The 14,519-nt window shown below is 71.2% G+C and carries 13 protein-coding genes; 6 read left to right on the top strand and 7 right to left on the bottom strand.

Annotated elements, in window-relative coordinates; genetic code table 11:
- Positions 1–58: 58 nt before the first annotated feature.
- Positions 59–2,818, top strand: a complete 2,760-nt coding sequence (gene polA / locus IE066_RS11255; protein ID WP_189449881.1) for a DNA polymerase I — start codon at positions 59–61, stop codon at positions 2,816–2,818.
- A 402-nt stretch (positions 2,819–3,220) separates the two neighbouring features.
- On the opposite strand, the gene IE066_RS11250 is transcribed toward polA, so the two are convergent.
- Together IE066_RS11250 and IE066_RS11245 are read right to left on the bottom strand one after the other, a co-directional pair.
- Positions 3,221–4,024, bottom strand: coding sequence for a class I SAM-dependent methyltransferase (locus IE066_RS11250; protein ID WP_189449879.1), 804 nt, complete (start codon positions 4,022–4,024; stop codon positions 3,221–3,223).
- Positions 4,021–5,439: an FAD-binding oxidoreductase gene (locus IE066_RS11245; RefSeq protein ID WP_189449877.1), complete on the bottom strand. Its 1,419-nt coding sequence runs from the start codon at positions 5,437–5,439 to the stop codon at positions 4,021–4,023. Before IE066_RS11245 ends, IE066_RS11250 begins: the two co-directional genes overlap by 4 nt.
- 114 nt (positions 5,440–5,553) lie before the next feature.
- On the opposite strand from IE066_RS11245, the gene IE066_RS11240 reads away from it, so the two are divergent.
- On the top strand, positions 5,554–6,342 hold the full coding sequence (locus tag IE066_RS11240; protein ID WP_189449876.1) for a transcriptional regulator: 789 nt from the start codon (positions 5,554–5,556) through the stop codon (positions 6,340–6,342).
- On the opposite strand, the gene hemF is transcribed toward IE066_RS11240, so the two are convergent.
- Positions 6,339–7,268, bottom strand: a complete 930-nt coding sequence (gene hemF / locus IE066_RS11235) for an oxygen-dependent coproporphyrinogen oxidase (RefSeq protein WP_189450368.1) — start codon at positions 7,266–7,268, stop codon at positions 6,339–6,341. The genes IE066_RS11240 and hemF overlap by 4 nt on opposite strands.
- Before the next feature lie 65 nt (positions 7,269–7,333).
- On the opposite strand from hemF, the gene IE066_RS11230 reads away from it, so the two are divergent.
- Positions 7,334–8,056, top strand: a complete 723-nt coding sequence (locus IE066_RS11230) for a pseudouridine synthase (RefSeq protein ID WP_189449874.1) — start codon at positions 7,334–7,336, stop codon at positions 8,054–8,056.
- A gap of 3 nt (positions 8,057–8,059) precedes the next feature.
- Here the strand turns inward: IE066_RS11230 and IE066_RS11225 are convergent, their stop codons facing one another.
- Positions 8,060–8,554: a DUF2059 domain-containing protein gene (locus IE066_RS11225; RefSeq protein ID WP_189449872.1), complete on the bottom strand. Its 495-nt coding sequence runs from the start codon at positions 8,552–8,554 to the stop codon at positions 8,060–8,062.
- 84 nt (positions 8,555–8,638) lie between these two features.
- Here IE066_RS11225 and arfB point away from each other — a divergent pair, with 84 nt between their 5' ends.
- Both arfB and IE066_RS11215 read left to right on the top strand, forming a co-directional pair.
- A complete protein-coding gene (arfB, locus tag IE066_RS11220; protein ID WP_229790788.1) occupies positions 8,639–9,049 on the top strand; it encodes an alternative ribosome rescue aminoacyl-tRNA hydrolase ArfB in 411 nt (136 codons plus the stop codon).
- 2 nt (positions 9,050–9,051) lie between these two features.
- On the top strand, positions 9,052–9,678 hold the full coding sequence (locus IE066_RS11215; RefSeq protein ID WP_189449868.1) for a lysophospholipid acyltransferase family protein: 627 nt from the start codon (positions 9,052–9,054) through the stop codon (positions 9,676–9,678).
- Positions 9,679–9,847: 169 nt separating this feature from the next.
- Here the strand turns inward: IE066_RS11215 and IE066_RS11210 are convergent, their stop codons facing one another.
- The 3 genes from IE066_RS11210 to IE066_RS11200 all read right to left on the bottom strand — a co-directional run bounded on the left by IE066_RS11210 (position 9,848) and on the right by IE066_RS11200 (position 12,770).
- Positions 9,848–10,636 carry an isocitrate lyase/PEP mutase family protein gene (locus tag IE066_RS11210; protein ID WP_189449866.1) on the bottom strand — a complete coding sequence of 263 codons (789 nt, stop codon included), beginning with the start codon at positions 10,634–10,636 and terminating at the stop codon, positions 9,848–9,850.
- Between the two features lie 30 nt (positions 10,637–10,666).
- Positions 10,667–11,764, bottom strand: a complete 1,098-nt coding sequence (locus IE066_RS11205) for a bifunctional transcriptional activator/DNA repair enzyme AdaA (protein WP_229790787.1) — start codon at positions 11,762–11,764, stop codon at positions 10,667–10,669.
- A 67-nt stretch (positions 11,765–11,831) separates the two neighbouring features.
- A complete protein-coding gene (locus tag IE066_RS11200) occupies positions 11,832–12,770 on the bottom strand; it encodes a LysR family transcriptional regulator (protein WP_189449864.1) in 939 nt (312 codons plus the stop codon).
- A 112-nt stretch (positions 12,771–12,882) separates the two neighbouring features.
- Here IE066_RS11200 and aceB point away from each other — a divergent pair, with 112 nt between their 5' ends.
- Positions 12,883–14,487 carry a malate synthase A gene (gene aceB / locus IE066_RS11195; RefSeq protein ID WP_189449862.1) on the top strand — a complete coding sequence of 535 codons (1,605 nt, stop codon included), beginning with the start codon at positions 12,883–12,885 and terminating at the stop codon, positions 14,485–14,487.
- Positions 14,488–14,519 lie beyond the last annotated feature (32 nt).

The raw sequence follows: 14,519 nt of genomic DNA, 5'->3' as shown, positions 1-14,519 counted from the left end.
CGCCCGTGCGTGAACGCGCGGCGCAGGGCGCGCGACGCACGGCCCGTAGAATCGCCGGATGAAGAAGCTCGTGCTGATCGACGGTTCCAGTTACCTCTACCGCGCCTTCCACGCCCTGCCGCCGCTCACCAACGAGTTCGGCGAACCCACCGGCGCGCTGTTCGGCGTGGTCAACATGCTGAAGTCGGTGCTGGCCGAGAAGCCCGACTACGTCGCCTACGTGGTCGACGCCTCGGGCCCGACCTTCCGCGAAGCGCTCGACCCCACCTACAAGGCCAACCGCGCGCCCATGCCCGACGACCTGCGTGCGCAGGTGCAGCCGCTGTGCGACATCGTGCATGCTCTGGGCATCACCATCATCACCGAGCCGGGCGTTGAGGCCGACGACGTGATCGGCACGCTCGCGCTGCGCGGCTTCGCCGAGGGCCTGGACGTCACCGTGTCGACCTCCGACAAGGATTTCGCGCAGCTGGTGCGTGATCCGGTCGACGGCCGCGGCGTCGCGCTGGTCAACACCATGAGCGGCAGCCGCATGGATTCCACGCAGCGCGTGGTCGAGAAGTTCGGCGTGCGGCCCGACCAGATCGTCGACTTCCTCGCGCTGATGGGCGACAGCGTCGACAACATCCCGGGCGTGGAGAAGTGCGGCCCCAAGACCGCGGCCAAGTGGCTGGCCGAGTACGACACGCTCGACGGCGTGGTCGCGAACGTCGATGCGATCAAGGGCAAGATCGGCGAGAACCTCAGGCGCGTGCTCGACCGCCTGCCGCTCAACCGCACGCTGACCACGATCAAGACCGACTGCGCGCTCGCGCTCGGCCCGCAGGACCTCGCGTTGCGCGAGCGCGACCACGAAAAGCTGCGCGAGCTCTTCACCCGCTACGGCATGCGCCAGGCGCTGCGCGAGTTGGAAGGCGGCGACGCGGGCGCCGCGCCCGCCGGCCCGGGCAGTCGCGGCGTGGCGGCGCAGGTCGCGCCGGCCGAGGCGCTCGACCCTGCGCTGTCGGCCCCGGGCGAGTACGAGACGGTGCTGACGCAGGAACGGCTCGATGCGTGGGTCGAAACGCTGCGCGCGGCCGACGAGTTCGCGTTCGACACCGAGACCGATTCGCTGGACGCGCTGTGCGCGAACCTGGTCGGCCTGAGCTTCTCCGTCGAGCCCGGACGCGCCTGCTACATCCCCGTCGCGCACGACTATCCGGGCGCGCCCGCGCAGCTCGACAAGGCGCAGGTGCTGCGCGCGCTGGCGCCGATCCTCGAGGACGCATCGAAGAAGAAGCTCGGCCAGCACGGCAAGTACGACATCCACGTGCTGCGCTGCCATGGCGTCAACGTGCGCGGCTACAGCGACGACACGATGCTGGAGAGCTTCGTGCTCAATGCCACCGCCACGCGCCACGACATGGATTCGCTGGCGAAGAAGTATCTGGGCTACGAGACCATCAAGTACGCCGACGTCGCCGGCAAGGGCGCCAAGCAGATCCGGTTCTCGCAGGTCGCGCTCGACGACGCCACGCGCTATGCCGCCGAGGATGCCGACGTCACGCTGCGCCTGCATCGCGTGCTGGCGCCGAAGCTGCGCGAGGTGCCGCCGCTCGAGCGCGTGTACCGGGAGATCGAGATCCCGCTGATCCCGGTGCTCGAGCGCATCGAGGCCAACGGCGTGATGATCGACGCCGACGAGCTGCGCCGGCAATCCGCCGACATGGCGCGGCGAATGCTGGAGATCCAGCAGCGAGCGACGGAGGTCGCCGGCCGCACCTTCAACATGGATTCGCCCAAGCAGATCGGCGCGCTGCTGTTCGACGAGCTGGGCCTGCCTGCGACGGTGAAGACGCCGACCGGCGCGCCGTCGGTGAACGAAGAGGCACTCGAAGCCATCGCCGACCAGCACGAGCTGCCGCGGCTGATCCTCGATTACCGTGGCCTCGCGAAACTGCGCGGCACGTACACCGACAAGCTGCCGGAGATGCTCAATCCGCGCACGCACCGGCTGCACACGAGCTTCCACCAGGCCGGCGCGGCGACCGGGCGCCTCGCGTCCAGCGATCCCAACCTGCAGAACATCCCGATCCGCACCGAGGACGGCCGCCGCATCCGCACCGCGTTCATCGCGCCGGACGGCCGCCGCATCGTCGCCTGCGACTATTCGCAGATCGAGCTGCGGATCATGGCGCACCTGTCCGAGGACCCGGCATTGCTGCGCGCGTTCACCTCGAACGTCGACGTGCATACCGCGACCGCCGCGGAAGTGTTCGGCAAGACGATCGAGACCGTGGAGCCGAACGAACGACGCGCCGCCAAGGCGATCAACTTCGGCCTGATGTACGGCATGAGCGCGTTCGGGCTGGCGACGCGCCTGGGTATTTCGCGCGGCGAGGCGCAGGACTACATCGCGCTGTACTTCGCCCGCTATCCCGGCGTGCGCGAGTACATGGACCGCACGCGCCAGCAGGCGCGCGACCAGGGCTACGTGGAGACGGTGTTCGGCCGCCGGCTGTACCTGGAGAACATCAACGCCCGCAACCAGGGGCTGCGCTCGGGCGCCGAGCGCGCCGCGATCAACGCACCGATGCAGGGCACCGCGGCCGACATCATCAAGCGGGCGATGATCGACATCCACGGCTGGCTGCAGCCGGATGCCGAACGTGCGCTGATGGTCCTGCAGGTGCACGACGAACTGGTGTTCGAGGTGGACGAGGCTTTTGTGCCCGAACTGGTCGACGAGGTGAAGCGGCGCATGGCCGCCGCTGCCGAGCTGAAGGTGCCGCTGGAGGTCGAAGCGGGCGTCGGCCTCAATTGGGACCAGGCCCACTGAGGCGCCGCGCCTGCACCAGAACGATGCAGGGGCACCAACGCGAAGGCCGCTTCGGACAGGCCGCATGCGGACGCGGTCGCGCCGGTTCCCCGCGCCGGATCACGCTTTGCCGACAAGCGGCAGGAAATCGATGAATTCCCCCTGAATTTTTACGGATTGACAACGGATGCCTTCACTTTCCGTGCATGTTCCCGGTGCTTTCATGTCCCTGCGCCGGATGCAACGTCCGACGCTGATCCTCCCCTCCCCTGGAGCGATCCCCGGAACGTAAGGCCCCTCCCCAGGCCCCGTTCCTCAGCCCCGCCGGCCCCCCCTGCCTGCGGGGCTTTTTATTGCCCGCGATTCGCCGGCGGCCTGATGAGGCGCCTCGCGTCCGCATGTGCCGCCTCGCGTCGCAGGTCGTCATCGCGGTAGTGCCTCGGCCTCGATCATGTATTCGCCCAGCGCGCGCCCGGCCCATCGCGCTGTGACGGTGTAGCCGGCGCGTGCGAGGCAGCGACGCACCTGCTCGGGTGATGCGCGCCAGCGGAAGGGCTCGCCGTGGCGAACCAGCCAGCGCCGCGCCACCGCGGGCATGCGACGGAACCCGGCGCCGCAGCCATCCGCGGGCTCGAGTGCGGAAAAGATCAGCCTCGGAGGCACCGTGGACGCCGCCAGCCGGCGCAGCAGGCGCATCACGTCGCGTGGCGGCAGGTACATCAGGACGCCCTCGCAGACGACCGTGGCCGGCCGCGCCGCGCAGAGGGCGTCCAGCACATCGATGTCGACCGGCAGCGTGAGTGCGTGCATCCGCACCCCGGCTTCGTCGCCCAGGCGGGCACCACGTCGTCGCAGCGTATCGGGGTGATCGGTCTCGATCACGACCGCCTGCGGTGCGTGTCGCACGAGCGCGCGGCCCAGGCCGTCGAAGCCGATCCCTGCCCAGATCACCGGGGCGTCCACGACGGAGGTGCGCTGCAATCGCGCCCACAGCCAGGCCTTGCGCGCGCAGTGGTGCGCGGCGAGGCCCGGGAGCACCGCGCGCTCCACCAGGGCCATGAGCCATCGCCCGGGTCGGTAGCGCGCCAGCGCCAGCCACGATCCCTCTGCGTCGAGCGCGGTCTTCGCGATGCGGATGGCGGCAGGCGGAAGCCCGTGCGCGGCACCCGCTCGCACCACCGAACTGGCGACCAGCAGCGCGGTCGCACTCGGCGTGCCGGATTTCATGCCGCTGCGCGCAGCAGCGAGGCCTGCAGCGCGCAGTACCAGTCGCTGGCGAGCGTGCCCTGCGGATCGCGTGCGCGCTTGGTCGCGAGTACTTCGTCGATCCCCGGGTAGGCGGTGCGTAGCTGGTCGGGCCGCGCGTCGCGGTGGTAGGTCAGGTAGAAGCTGCCGCCCAGCTCGAGCGCCCGGTCGATGAAGCGCTGCATGTCCGCTCGCACGCGGCGCCGTCCGTCCGTGTCATGGCGCACGTGGACGTTGAGCACCACGCAGGCCCAGTCCTGCTTCGCCCAGCACAGGCGCGTCTCGTGTTCGGCGCGGATCTGCCGCACCGTGCCGTAGACGAGGTCGATTCGATGGCGTCGGCAGTCCTCGGCGAGCACCGCGAGGAAGTCGGCGATCGACCCACGCGGCACGTAGAGCTCGGTAATGAGCTCGGAGCCGCGGTGGCCGAGACAGGTATCGATGGCGTCGTGGTAGCCGTCGAGGTAGACCCCGAACTGGTGGTCGTCGCTGCCGTAGCGCTGGCCGTCGGTCGACAGGTAGAAGTCGCTGTAGCGCCGGAACGCGGCGGTCTTGTCGGTGTGGGCGAGGGCGAGCAGCTCGCGCCAGTGCGCGGACGACAGGTGGCGCGCCGCCTCCGCGGGATCGGCGTCGCCGTCGCAGGGCCGGTAGACCGAGAACACGCCGAGGTCGAGGAAGTCGGGACTGTCCGGGTCGATCGCGAACTGGAAGTCGCCGTACAGCGCGCCATCCACGCGGGCCTGCTCGAAGGCGGCATGCAGTTCGTGACGGCGTATCAGCGAGACATGGCGGGCCAGCACCCGGCGCGGCGCGAGGCGCAGGGTCAGGTCGGTCACGACGCCGAACATGCCGTAGCCACCGATCGCCAGCGCGAACGTTTCCGGCGCGCTGGCGCGGTCGACGCGGTGGATCCCGCCGTCGGGCGTGACCAGCGTGAATGCCTCGATGTCTTCGACGAACGGCCGCATGTCGAGCCCGCGTCCATGGATGTTGGCGGCGAGCGCGCCGCCGAGGCTGAAGTCGTCGGCCCCGGTCTGCTTCTGGCGCAGCGCCCAGCCGTCGCCGGACGGCGAGCGCCGCGCTTTCAGGAAGTGCTGCAGCGCCGGCCAGCGCGTACCGGCCCCGCAGCGCACGAGCCCTCGCGTGCGGTCGAAATCGATGACGCCGGCCAGCGCGGCGGTGTCGAGCAACCAGCCGCCCCCGGCGAACTGTTGCCCGCCCATCGCGTGCTGCGCGCCGGCCACGGCGACGCGCTGCCCCGACCGCGCCGCGCGACGCAGCAGCTCCGCGACCTGTTCGGCCGATTCCGGGCACTCGATGCGTGCGTGCCGCGTGGGATTGAGCCGGCTGTGGACGTCATTGCGTTGCAGCGGGTGGTCTCGATCGATCGGGTTCATGGGCGGGCTCCGGTGTGCGTCCGAAGCCAGCGGACCCGCGCCAGTAGCGCCATGCAAGCCCGGCATGCAAAGTAGCGCGAGGCGCTACCGCGCGTGACGCAGGCCGATACTTCGATGGACCTTCCAGGCCCGACGGCCGATCCCTCTGCGCTGATCGATGCGCTCAAGCGCGCCCTGCGCCGCCAAGGCCTGACCTACGCCGTCGTGGCCGGGCGCATGCGGCTGTCGGAGGCCAGCATCAAGCGGATGCTGTCGCGCGGGCGGCTGAGCCTCGCGCAACTGCTCCAGCTGGCGGAGATCGCGGGAACCGACCTCGCCGAGCTCGCACGGCAGGCGAAGGGCGGCACCCGCCTGCCGCGGCGGCTGAGCATCGAGCAGGAGCGCGCGCTGGCCGCCGACCCGCGTCTCCTGCTGCTGTTCCACCTGCTGGTGAGCGGGCGCAGCGTGGACGAGATCGCGGGCGACTTCGAGTTGCGAGGTACCGTCCGCACCCTGCTGCTCGCGCGGCTCGACCGCCTGGGGCTGATCGAGCTGTTGCCATCGGACCGTGTGCGCCTGCGCATCGCACAGGACTTCGCGTGGCGCAGCGATGGACCCGTGCGGCGCCGCTACGGCGCGCAGGTACTGCGCGAATTTCTCCACGACCGTTTCGACGGCGAGCGCACACTCCTGCGGTTCGAGGTGCGCGAGCTGAGCGAGGCGTCGATCGAAATCCTGCGGCGCAAGCTGCAGCGGCTCTCGGCCGAGGTCACCGAGCTTGCCGAGCTCGATGCGGAGCTGCCGAGCGGGCGCCGACGCAGCGTCGGCGTCGCACTGGCGATGCGGCCGTGGGTGTTCTCGCTCGCGGAAGCGCTGAAGTCGAAAGACGGTCCCGCAACGGGCGAGCCCGGCAGGACGGCCTAGCCCGCCAGCTCGGCTAGCCAGTCGCGCGGGCGCAGGTAGTCGGCCAGTCGCGACTCCGGCGAGCCGGGCTCGGGTGCGTAGCCGTACTCCCAGCGCACCAGCGGCGGCAGGCTCATCAGGATCGATTCGGTGCGGCCGCCCGACTGCAGGCCGAAGTGCGTGCCGCGGTCGAAGACCAGGTTGAACTCGACGTAGCGGCCGCGGCGGTACAGCTGGAAGTCGCGCTCGCGTTCGCCGCAGGGCGTGTCGCGCCGGCGCTCGATGATCGGCAGGTAGGCGTCGAGGAAGCCGTCGCCGACGGCGCGCGTGTAGCCGAAGGCCTCCTGGAAGTCGCCGTGCAGGTCGTCGAAGAACAGGCCGCCGACGCCGCGGGTCTCGTCGCGGTGCTTGAGGAAGAAGTACTCGTCGCACCAGCGCTTGTGCGCCTCGTAGCGTTCCTGGCCGCCGAACGGCTCGCACAGCGCACGGGCGACGCGGTGCCAGTGCAGCACGTCCTCGTCGAACGGGTAGTAAGGCGTGAGGTCGAAGCCGCCGCCGAACCACCACGCCACCGTCTCGCCGTCGCGCTCGGCGCGGAAATGGCGGACGTTGGCATGCGTGGTCGGCACGTACGGATTGCGCGGGTGGAACACCAGCGACACGCCGACCGCGCGCCAGAACGCGCCCGCGAGCTCGGGGCGGTTGGCGGTGGCCGACGGCGGCAGCCGCGTGCCGGAGACGTCGGAGAACCCGATGCCGGCCTGCTCGAACACGCCGCCCTCGCGGAGGATGCGCGTGCGCCCGCCGCCCTCGATCGGCGAGGTGCCGGGCACCTTGGTCCAGGCGTCCTCGACGAAGCGGGCGCGGCCGTCGGCGCCCTCGATGGCGGTGCAGATGCGGTCCTGAAGGCCGGTCAGCCAGTCGCGGACGGTGTCGAAGTCGGGCAGGGCGCTCATACGTGGATTCTAGCGAGCGGGTCGGCGCGCCCGCGTCGGTGCGTCGCACTGCGACAATGCCGCCCCGCCGCGGAGTGCCCATGACCGACCTCGCCCTGCCCGTGCTGCACGTCGACGACCGCCTCGCCGTGGTGGCCAAGCCCGCGGGCCTGATGGTCCACGACAGCGCGCTCGCCCGCGGCGAGACCGACTTCGCCGCCGACCGCCTGCGCGAGCAGTTCGGCCGTCCGGTGTTCCTGGTGCACCGGCTCGACCGCGCGACGTCGGGGTGCCTGCTGCTCGCGTTCGATCGCGACACCGCGTCCGCGCTCGGCCGCACGCTGATGTCGCACGAGGTCGAGAAGACCTACTGGGCGATCTGCCGCGGCTGGCCGGCGGAGGCCGAGTTCGTCGTCGACCATGACCTCGACGGCGGCCCCGGCAAGCCGCAGAAGAAGCCCGCGATCACCCGCTTCCGGCGCATTGCCACCGCCGAGATCGACGTGCCGTCCGCCGGCTTTTCGACCTCGCGCTACGCCTGGCTGGAGGCGAGCCCGCAGACCGGGCGCTTCCGCCAGATCCGCCGCCACCTCAAGCACCTCTCGCATCACCTGATCGGCGACACCAGCCACGGCGACGGCCGCCACAACCGCGCGTTCCGGATGATGGGGATCCACCGCATGCTGCTGCATGCACGGGCGCTGGCCTTCGCGCACCCGGCCACGGGCGAGCCGCTGCGCGTGGAGGCGCCGGTGGACGACGAATTCGCCAAGGCGCTCGCGCTGTTCGACGCGCAGTGAGCCTTACTTCTTCGGCGTGGCCTTCTGGAGTTCGTCCTTGAGATCGGCCATCGACCGCTGCATGAAGGACTGCATGATCGGCTGCATCTCCTGCATCGTGCGCCCCATCACCAGTGGCATCTTCTGCAGGATGCCGTGGCCTTCGGGGCTGCGGTAGAACCGCGTCATCGCGACGACCTCCTCGGCACTGAACACGTCCATGTAGACGCGGCGGTAGATCGGCGAGAGCCGCGACCAGCTCATTTCCTCACGCAGCATCGCCTGCTGTTTTGCGAGCAGCTTCCGCAGCAGTGCGCGATCGGCGTCGCTGGCATCGGCCGGGAGCGCGCTCGCCGCCATCTGCTCCATCGACTTTCCGATCTGGTCGTACATGCCGTCCAGCGTCGACGACATGTCCATCGACGCCATCAGCGCATCGACCTGCTCGGTGGTCGGCGAGGCGGCCTGCGCGAACGGCGCGGCAAGGACCAGGGCGGCGGCAAGTACGAGACGCTTCATGTCGATGGACCTTCCTAGGGATCGGCGAATGCTGCGGGCGATGGGTGACGGCGTCAACGCGGGCGCGTCCCTAGAATGCTTGGCATGAACACGCCTCCCGATATCCCCGAGAACGAACTCGTCGAACGCTTCGTGCGTTCTGCGGGGCCGGGCGGGCAGAACGTCAACAAGGTCGCGACCGCGGTCGAGCTGCGCTTCGACATCGCCAATTCGCCCACGCTGCCCGACGACCTGCGCGCGCGCCTGCTGGCGCGGCGCGACCGACGCGTCACCGGCGAAGGCGTGCTGGTGATCAGTGCACAGCGCTTCCGCACGCAGGAGCGCAACCGGGAGGACGCGCGCGAGCGCCTGCGCGCCTTCATCGCCGCCGGCGCGCACGTGCCGAAGAAGCGCGTGGCGACGAAGCCCACGCGGGCCTCGAAGGAGCGTCGGCTGGAGGCCAAGAAGGGCCGCGGCAGCATCAAGCGCGAGCGCGCCACGCGGCAATGGGATTGAGCATGAGCGAAGGATCTCCACCGCACGCGGGGCCGCCCGGGCAGGTGCCCCCGCTGCCGCCGAGCGCGCCGCAGGTGCGCCCGAACCGTTTCACGCGGTGGCTCGGGCGCACGGTGCTGCGGCTGGGCGGCTGGCGCATGCTCGGCGAGCTGCCCGACGTACCGAAGCTGGTGCTGATCGCCGCGCCGCATTCGTCCAACTGGGACGGCGTCTGGGGCTTCGCGGCCAAGCTCGCGCTGGGGCTCGACGCGCGCATCCTCGGCAAGGACGCGCTCTTCAAGGTGCCGGGCCTCGGCCCGCTGCTGCGCCGGCTGGGCGTCATCCCGGTCGATCGCAGCAATGCCCGCGGCGTGACCGGGCAGGCGGCGGCGATGATCCGGGAGGCCGACCGCATGTGGTTCGCGCTGGCGCCGGAAGGCACGCGCCGCCGCGTGGAGAAGTGGAAGACCGGCTTCTGGAAGATGGCGCGCGCGGCCGACGTGCCGGTGCTGCCTGTCTATTTCCACTATCCCGACCGGGTGATCGGCATCGGCCCGCTGTGGCGGATGACGGACGACCTCGCCGCGGACATGGCGCGCGTGCGTGCCTGGTACGCGCCGTGGATGGGCCGCAACCGCGGCACGCTGTAGCCGCACGCCCGTCGCGCGGCCGATCGCCTGCCGTCGTCATCGTCGTTGCAGGCGTGCATGCCACGGCGGATGCGGGCCGCCCGGTCGTCGCCACCGCCGAGTACCCCGTCGGCTCTAGGCGCTCATGCGTTCGTGCGCATGCACGGGCCGCGCGAGCCGTCATCGCCGCTCAGGGCGGTGCATCCATCTCGGCGAAGCCCGGTGCGCCTGCCGGCAGCAGCGTCGGCTGGTCGGCCAGGAAGCCGCGCGCGACCTCCTCGGATCGCGCATAGGCCGCAATCGCCAGGCCCGGCCCCGCGCTCACGCGGCGCACGCCGAGCTGGCGCAGCGTGTCCGAGGCGGGCAGGCCCGGCATCGCCATCAGGTTGAGCGGCAGGTCGACGGCCTGCACCGCGGCGGCGATCTCGGCCGCGTCCACGAGCGCGGGCACGAACAGGCCGTCGGCGCCCGCGTCGCGGTAACAGCGTGCGCGATGGACGCTGACCGCGAGTCGCTCCGCGGCTGGCGCGAGCGCGGCGAGGTAGACGTCGGTGCGCGCATTGACGAACAGCCGGTCGCGGCCGTGGCGCGCGCGGATCGCCCGGATCTTGGCCGCGAGCACGTCGGGCGATCCATCGCCGTCCTCCAGGTTGATCCCGCCGACGCCGCAGTCGACGAGCGCATCGACCAGCGCGGCGACCGCGTCCGGATCGTCCGAATAGCCACGCTCGAGGTCGATTGACAGCGCGGCGCCCGGGCAGGCGCGGCGGATCTCGGCCGCGCGCTGCAGCACCTGCGCAGGCGCGAGCGCCTCGCCGTCGGAGAGGCCGAGCGACCAGGCCACACCGGCGCTGGTGGTGGCGACAAACGGCGCGCCGGCGGCTTGGACGCGACGCGCGCTCGCGGCGTCCCAGGCATTGGGCACGCGCAGGTAGGGCGTCGCGCGCAGCAGATCGGGCAGGCGTAGTGGCTGGCGCATGCAGGGGGTGCCGTTCGGTCCGGAATGAGGTCAGCAGAGGGCGAGCTGGCGGCTTGGCGCGTCGTCCCGTCGGTCGCGCACGCTGCGCTCCAGCGCGAGCAGGCGCGCCTTGCGCGGCAGGCCGCCGCCGTAGCCGACGAGCTGGCCGTCGCGGCCGATCACGCGATGGCAGGGGATGACGATCGCGAGGCGATTGCGCCCGTTCGCCGCCGCGACGGCGCGCGCCGCGGTCGGCCGGCCGATGCGCCCCGCGAGTTCGCCGTAGGTCGTGGTGCCCCCGTGCGGCACGGCGCGCAGCGCGTCCCAGACCGCGCGGTCGAAGGGCGTGCCCGGCGCATGCAGCGGGCACGTGAATGCATCGAGCTCGCCCGCGAAATACGCGGCGAGCTCACGCTCGACGTGGTCGAGGTGCGGATGCCCGCCCTCGCTCGCGACATAGCCGTGGCGGGCTTCGAGCGCGTGCAGCTCGCGCGGCAGCGCCGGGCGGTCGGTGAATTCGAGCAGCACCAGGCCGCGCGGCTCGGCGAGCGCGAGCATCGGGCCGAGCGGCGTGGCGAGCACGCGGTGCACCGCGCGATGCGGCGTCGCCGCGCGACCGGGCGGCACGCCGTAGCGGCGGCGGAAGGCGTCGCGGAAGCCGCTGAGCGAGGCGTAGCCGGTGTCGGCGGCGACGTCGTCGAGCCCCGCGCCCTCGCGCAGCCGGTCCAGCGCGAGGCCGAGTCGCCGCGCACGGACGTGGGCGGAGAAGCTGCTCCCGCGATGCTGGCGGAACCAGGCGCGCACGCGCTCGGGCGCGAGGCCGAGGTCGCGCACGTCGGCCTGCGTCCAGGCGCGGTGCGGCTCGCGCTCGACGGCCTCGAGCAGCGGCGCGATCCACGCGGGTGGCGCGTCGACGGCTTCCAGCGGCCGACAGCGCAGGCAGGGCCGGAAGCCGGCCGCCGCGGCCTCGGCGCAGGTCGGATAGAAGTCGACATTGCGCGGCAGCGGCTTGCGCGCGGTGCAGGTCGGGCGGCAGTAGATGCCGGTGGTGCGCACCGCGGTGATGAAGACGCCCTCATAGGCGGCGTCGCAGGCGAGCATTGCGGCGACCATCTCGTCGCGCGGCGGCAGGGGTCGGGGCGCGTCCATCGGCAGATCGTAGACGGCGTGCGGCCCGGCGCTCCACCGCGAAAACGCGGGGGAATTCGCGCCGGGCTCAGGACGCGTCGGGCACGCGGCCGACGCTGTGCACGAGCTCGACGAACGCGCGCGCCTGGATGCTCAGAGCGCGTCCGCGCCGCGTCACCACGCCGTAGCTGCGCGACGGGAAGAACGCGGACAGCGAGCGCGAGGCCAGCTTGCCGGCGTCGGCCTCGGTCAGGCAGATCGCGGTGACGATCGAGATGCCCAGCCCCATCGCCACGTACTGCTTGATCACCTCCCAGCCGCCGACCTCCAGCGCCACGGTGTAGGGCACCCGCGCTCGCTGGAACACGAGGTCGACCATGCGGTAGGTGGTCTGGCGCTGCGGCGGCAGGATCAGCCCGTAGGGCGAGAGGTCGGCGAGCTCGATCTCCGGCCGGGCCGCCAGGGGGTGGTCCGGCGGGGTGATCAGCATCGGCTCGAAGGTGTGGACCGGCACGTAGGCGAGGTCGCCGGGCACGTCGAGCATCGAGCCCACGGCGAGGTCGGCGCCGTCGTCGCGCAGCAGGTTGAGCCCGCGCGGGCCGGTGACGTTGTGCAGGATCAGGCGGATCTCGGGATATCGCGCGCGGAACGCCTCCACGATCTTCGGCAGCAGGTAGACGATGGTCGAGCTGCCGGCGGCCACGTGCAGCTCGCCGGCGTCCAGCCCGCGGATGCGGTCGCGGAACATCGGCTCGAGGTTGTCCAGGCCCTCCACCAGCGGCCGCGCGAGGTCGTACAGCGCCTCGCCTTCGCGGGTCAGCACCAGCCGGCGGCCGCTGCGCTCCAGCAGGCTCACGCCCATCTCCCGCTCCAGCGCCTGCAGCTGCAGGGTCACCGCCGGCTGGCTGAGGAACAACGCCTCGGCCGCACGCGACACCGAGCCCAGCCGCGCGGTCTGGCAGAAGGCGCGCAGCGGCTTGAGGCGGTCGGCCTTGTAGGCGAAGCGGGAGGCGGCGGACTTGGGCATGACGGTCGCGTGTATTCGATTTTCAAATAGATCGCATTGACAAATCTTGTTTGTCAAATACCAGACGCAGGCGCATGGTCGGTCAGGACGAAACGGCCATACGAGGTGTGCGATGTCGGCAGTGCTGATCGAGTCGGGGGACGGGGTTCGGGGAGTCGAGGTTCGCGGTCGGGTGGACGGGCAGGACGCGCTGCTGACCGCCGAGGCCCTGGCCTTCCTCGCCGCCCTTCACCGCCGCTTCGAGCCCGAGCGCCAGCGCCGGCTGCAGGCCCGCCGCATCCGCCAGTCGACCTTTGACGCCGGCGCGCTGCCCGACTTCCGCCCCGACACCGCCCACATCCGCGCCGCCGACTGGCGCGTGGCGCCGCTGCCGGCCGCGCTGCAGGACCGCCGCGTCGAGATCACCGGCCCGGTCGACCCGAAGATGGTCATCAACGCGCTGAACTCGGGCGCGAAGGTCTACATGGCCGACTTCGAGGACTCGACCTCGCCGACCTGGGCCAACCTGGTCGCCGGCCAGCAGGCGCTGCGCGGCGCCGTCGCCGGCACGCTCGAATTCACCGCGCCCAACGGCAAGCACTACGCGCCCAAGCCGTTCGCCGAACAGGCGGTGCTGATGGTGCGCCCGCGCGGCTGGCACCTCGACGAGAAGCACGTCCTCGTCGACGGCCAGCCGATGTCCGGCAGCCTGTTCGACGCCGGCCTGTTCGCCTTCCACAACGCACGCGCCTTGGCTGCGAAGGACCGCGGCCCCTTCTTCTATCTGCCCAAGCTCGAGTCCATGGAGGAGGCCCAGCTGTGGAACGACGTGCTCGATCACGTCGAGGCCGAACTGAAGCTGCCGCGCGGCCAGATCAAGGCGACGGTGCTGATCGAGACGTTGCCCGCCGCGTTCGAGATGGAGGAGATCCTGTACGCCCTGCGCGATCGCATCGCCGGCCTCAACTGCGGCCGCTGGGACTACGTCTTCTCCTACATCAAGACCTTCCGCCGCCACCGCGACAAGGTGCTGCCCGAGCGCGGCCAGGTGACGATGACGCAGCCGTTCCTGCGCGCCTATTCCGAGCTGCTGATCCAGACCTGCCACCGCCGCGGGGCGCACGCGATGGGCGGCATGGCGGCGCAGATCCCGATCGCGAACGACACGGCCGCCAACGACGCCGCGCTCGCCAAGGTGCGCGCGGACAAGCTGCGCGAGGTCACCGCCGGCCACGACGGCACCTGGGTCGCGCACCCGGCGCTGATCCCGCTCGCGCAGGCGGTGTTCGACGAGCGCATGCCCGGCGCGCACCAGAAGCACCTCACCCGCGAGGACGTGCTGGTCACCCGCGACGACCTGATCACCCCGCCGATCGGCTCGATCACCCGCGCCGGCTTCGAGGGCAACGTCGAAGTCTGCGTGCGTTATCTCGCCGCGTGGCTCGACGGCAACGGCTGCGTGCCGATCCACTGGCTGATGGAAGACGCCGCCACCGCCGAGATCGCTCGCGCGCAGCTCTGGCAGTGGCTGCGCGCCGGCGACCTTTATCTCGACGACGGCACGCCCGTCGACGAAACCCTGTTCGAGCGCGCGCTGATGAAACTGCCGAGCCTGGCGAGCACCGACATCCCCGGCGCCAGCCGCATCAACGAGGCGATCGGCCTGCTCGACCGCCTCACCCATGCCGACGAGCTCGAGGCCTTCCTGACGCTGCCCGCCTACAGGCGCCTCGACTGAGTTTTCCGAACAACCCGCGATGACCCGAGCCG

The organism is Cognatilysobacter xinjiangensis (genome assembly GCF_014651995.1).
Lineage (GTDB): Bacteria > Pseudomonadota > Gammaproteobacteria > Xanthomonadales > Xanthomonadaceae > Cognatilysobacter > Cognatilysobacter xinjiangensis.
The sequence above is the reverse complement of the archived record's forward strand: the minus strand, read 5'-3'. Positions and strand labels throughout refer to the sequence as shown.

Coding starts and splice junctions, on each gene's coding strand:
- polA (WP_189449881.1), top strand. CDS start 59: ATGAAGAAGCTCGTGCTGATCGACGGTTCCAGTTACCTCTACCGCGCC.
- IE066_RS11250 (WP_189449879.1), bottom strand. CDS start 4,024: ATGAAATCCGGCACGCCGAGTGCGACCGCGCTGCTGGTCGCCAGTTCG.
- IE066_RS11245 (WP_189449877.1), bottom strand. CDS start 5,439: ATGAACCCGATCGATCGAGACCACCCGCTGCAACGCAATGACGTCCAC.
- IE066_RS11240 (WP_189449876.1), top strand. CDS start 5,554: ATGGACCTTCCAGGCCCGACGGCCGATCCCTCTGCGCTGATCGATGCG.
- IE066_RS11230 (WP_189449874.1), top strand. CDS start 7,334: ATGCCGCCCCGCCGCGGAGTGCCCATGACCGACCTCGCCCTGCCCGTG.
- IE066_RS11225 (WP_189449872.1), bottom strand. CDS start 8,554: ATGAAGCGTCTCGTACTTGCCGCCGCCCTGGTCCTTGCCGCGCCGTTC.
- arfB (WP_229790788.1), top strand. CDS start 8,639: ATGAACACGCCTCCCGATATCCCCGAGAACGAACTCGTCGAACGCTTC.
- IE066_RS11215 (WP_189449868.1), top strand. CDS start 9,052: ATGAGCGAAGGATCTCCACCGCACGCGGGGCCGCCCGGGCAGGTGCCC.
- IE066_RS11210 (WP_189449866.1), bottom strand. CDS start 10,636: ATGCGCCAGCCACTACGCCTGCCCGATCTGCTGCGCGCGACGCCCTAC.
- IE066_RS11205 (WP_229790787.1), bottom strand. CDS start 11,764: ATGGACGCGCCCCGACCCCTGCCGCCGCGCGACGAGATGGTCGCCGCA.
- IE066_RS11200 (WP_189449864.1), bottom strand. CDS start 12,770: ATGCCCAAGTCCGCCGCCTCCCGCTTCGCCTACAAGGCCGACCGCCTC.
- aceB (WP_189449862.1), top strand. CDS start 12,883: ATGTCGGCAGTGCTGATCGAGTCGGGGGACGGGGTTCGGGGAGTCGAG.